This is a genomic window from Megasphaera sp. DJF_B143 (assembly GCF_900320625.1).
GTDB classification, from domain to species: domain Bacteria; phylum Bacillota; class Negativicutes; order Veillonellales; family Megasphaeraceae; genus Megasphaera; species Megasphaera hexanoica.
On sequence record NZ_ONTA01000179.1, the window covers coordinates 1 to 3,640 of the forward strand.

General features: G+C 53.0%; 3 protein-coding genes. All 3 read left to right on the forward strand.

Annotated features, from left to right (window positions below; genetic code table 11):
• The first annotated feature begins 207 nt into the window (after positions 1 to 207).
• Positions 208 to 399 (forward strand): twin-arginine translocase TatA/TatE family subunit, encoded by a 192-nt coding sequence (locus DBO31_RS05410; protein WP_059076670.1) that lies wholly within the window; start codon positions 208 to 210, stop codon positions 397 to 399.
• The gene (gene tatC / locus DBO31_RS05415) at positions 374 to 1,117 is read left to right on the forward strand and encodes a twin-arginine translocase subunit TatC (RefSeq protein ID WP_059076671.1); all 744 of its coding nucleotides are present in this window, start codon (positions 374 to 376) and stop codon (positions 1,115 to 1,117) included. The genes DBO31_RS05410 and tatC overlap by 26 nt, the downstream gene beginning before the upstream one ends.
• A gap of 155 nt (positions 1,118 to 1,272) precedes the next feature.
• On the forward strand, positions 1,273 to 3,640 hold a 2,368-nt coding region (locus tag DBO31_RS05420), incomplete at its 3' end, for a pyruvate carboxylase (protein WP_150824633.1).

The window sequence follows — 3,640 nt, forward strand, 5'->3', positions numbered from 1 at the left end:
GAATTGAATGTGCGCCGGGCTATCGGCATCCCGAAAGGTCTTACGGCCTTTGCGGTCATTCCTGTTGGCTATGCTGCCGATACGGTGTAAGAACGGGCGAAAGAGGATCGTTTCGATCCTGACCGGATTCATTACGTATAAAAAAGACTCCTGCTCAGGCAGGAGCTTTTTTATATACATATCTGTAAAGAGAAAGGAAAAAGAAGCATGTTTAACGTAGGGTTTAGTGAAGCTCTGGTCATCTGTATCGTAGCCCTGGTCGTATTCGGCCCGAAAAAGCTGCCGGAAATCGGACGGGCCCTGGGACGGGGATTACGGGAATTCCGCAAGGCGGCGTCGGATGTGATGGAAGGGGCGGAGGAGGATACAAAAGATGGAACCCAGGGAAAAGACCGATGAGGCGGTACTGCCGCTTACGGGCCATCTGGCAGAATTCCGGCGTCGCCTTATATACTGCCTGGCAGCCCTGGCACTGGCAAGTGGCGCTTCCTATGCGTATATAGAAGATATCATTGCCTTTATTTCAGCTCCCGCAGGGAAATTATATTTCATGCAGCCGGCGGAAGTGTTTTTTTCATATCTGCAGGTGGCGGTTTGTACGGGATTCCTGGTTACCGTGCCCGTGTGGGCGTATCAGCTGTGGCGCTTCGTCCGGCCGGCTCTTACGGGAAAGGAACGACGGGGTGTCTTTCTGTTAGTACCGGCTGCGGTAATCCTTTTCTACAGTGGGCTGGCCTTTTCGTATGCCCTCGTATTGCCGCCGGCTATGCGCTTTTTTATGGATTTCGCCAGTTCTTCCCTGCAGCCCATGTTTTCCCTGTCGGCTTACCTCTCGTTTTTTATGTCTTTTACGGTGCCGTTCGGACTGGCTTTCGAACTGCCCCTGGTCCTGCTGGTCCTGTCCCGCCTCGGACTGGTCACGCCCCAGGGGCTGCGGCGGAAACGCAAAGCTTTCATCGTCCTTGATTTTATCTTTGCCGCGGTTATTTCGCCTACGGGAGACGCCTTTACCCAGATGATGATTGCCCTGCCGGTACTGATCCTATACGAAGGCAGTATCCTGGTCATGAAATGGCTGGACAAGGGGCGTCTGGGGAGCCGTAACTACGTGCCATAAAAGCTGCTGTCTTGTATACAGTATTTATATTGTTTAGCACCGGCCTTTCTCTTGTAAAGTTGCGGGCATTTGTTATAATTAAAGTTGCAGTGAATTGCTTATGGGGAGATAAAAAAGGCAGACGCTGCCATCCAATATAACAGGAGGGACTATTCATGAAAAAAATTCGTTCGGTTTTAGTGGCCAACCGTGGTGAAATCGCTATCCGCGTATTCCGGGCCTGCAACGAGCTGGGAATCCGTACCGTGGCGATTTACTCCAAGGAAGATTCGCTTTCCCTGCACCGCTTCCGTGCAGATGAATCCTATCTGGTAGGCCAGGGGAAGAAACCGGTTGATGCATATTTAGATATTGAAGATATAATCCGCATTGCCCATGAACACGATGTCGATGCTATCCATCCGGGCTACGGCTTCTTGTCGGAAAATGCCGATCTGGCCAAACGCTGCCAGGAAGAAGGCATCATCTTCATCGGGCCGAAAGTCGAACACCTCATCATGTTCGGCGATAAGATCAACGCCCGTATCCAGGCTAAAAAAGCCGGTATCCAGTACATCCCCGGCAGTGACGGCCCGGTCATGAATTATGCGGAAGTAGAAAAATTTGCCAAAGACGTAGGCTTCCCGATCATGCTGAAAGCCGTCAATGGCGGCGGTGGCCGCGGCATGCGCATGGTAGACCGCATGGCCGATCTGCGCGATGCCTATGATCGTGCCAAATCCGAAGCCAAACTCGCCTTTGGCAGTGATGAAATTTATCTGGAAAAGTGTATTGTCAACCCAAAACACGTGGAAGTACAGATCATGGGTGACGAACACGGCAATGTCGTCCATCTCTACGAACGGGACTGCTCCATCCAGCGCCGTCACCAGAAAGTCGTTGAAATCGCGCCGGCTTTTGCTCTGCCGCAGCAGCTGCGTCAGGATATCTGCAATGCCGCTCTCAAACTTATGCGCAATGTCCATTATGTCAACGCCGGGACGGTAGAATTTCTGGTAACACCTGATGGCAAGTTCTACTTCATCGAAGTCAATCCCCGTGTCCAGGTTGAACATACGGTCACGGAAATGATTACGGGTATCGATATTGTCCAGACGCAGATCAAAGTGGCCGAAGGCTATGCCCTCGACAGCGATGAAATCGGCATCAAGTCTCAGGACGACATCGAATGCCGCGGCAATGCCATCCAGTGCCGTATCACTACCGAAGATCCGACCAACAATTTCATGCCTGATTCGGGCAAGATCATCGTATACCGCAGCGGCGGCGGTTTCGGCGTCCGCCTCGACAGCGGCAATGCCTTTGCCGGGGCCATCATTACGCCGTACTATGACTCGCTGCTGGTCAAGGCGACGACCTATGGCCTGAACCACGCCCAGGCTGTACAGAAGATGCTCCGCGTCCTCGGTGAATTCCGTATCCGCGGCGTCAAGACCAATATCGGTTTCCTCATCAACGTCTTGAAACAGCCGTCCTTTGTCAAAGGCGATTACAACGTCAACTTTATTGACGAACATCCGGAACTGTTCAATCTGCCTGTCGTTCATGACCGTGGCACGAAGCTGTTGAAATACATCGGCGATACGACGATTAATGGCTACACCAATGCGGGACCGCAGGAAAAACCGGAATTTGAACGGCTCGAACTGCCGCAGCCGGTGGAAGGCCCGTATCCCGACGGGACGAAACAGATTTTTGATTCCATGGGACCGGAAAAATTCTCCCAGTGGATCCTCGACCAGAAAAAAGTCCTCATTACCGATACGACCATGCGTGATGCCCATCAGTCCCTGATGGCGACGCGGGTACGCTCTATCGATATGCTCCGCGTGCTGGAAACGGCTTCCAAAAAGCTGCCGGGCTTCTTCTCCTATGAATGCTGGGGCGGCGCTACCTTCGACGTGGCCTACCGCTTCCTTTATGAAGATCCCTGGGACCGCCTGCGCCAGATGCGCAAAAAGGCGCCGAATATCCTGCTGCAGATGCTCATCCGCGGCGCCAATGCCGTAGGTTATACGAGCTATCCTGACAATGTAGTCAAGAATTTCGTACAGCTGTCTGCCAAGAACGGCATCGACGTATTCCGTATTTTCGACAGCCTGAACAGTCTGGATAATATGTATGAAACGGTACAGGCCGTCCGCGAAACGGGCAAGATTGCCGAAGTCGCCCTCTGCTACACTGGCGATATCCTCGATCCGTCCCGTCCGAAATATAATCTCGACTACTATGTCCGCATGGCAAAAGAATTGCAGAATGCCGGCGCCAACATCATCGCCATTAAGGATATGGCAGGGCTGCTGAAACCGGAAGCGGCATACCAGCTCGTTTCGGCTCTCAAAGATGCCGTCGATCTGCCTATCCATCTCCATACCCACGATGGCTCGGGCAATGCCGTGACGACCCTCTGCCGGGCTGCCGACGCCGGCGTTGATATCGTCGATGCGGCCTATTCGGCCTTTGCCGGTGGTACGAGCCAGCCGAGCATGAATACCTTCTACTATGCCATGAGCGGCAAGGACC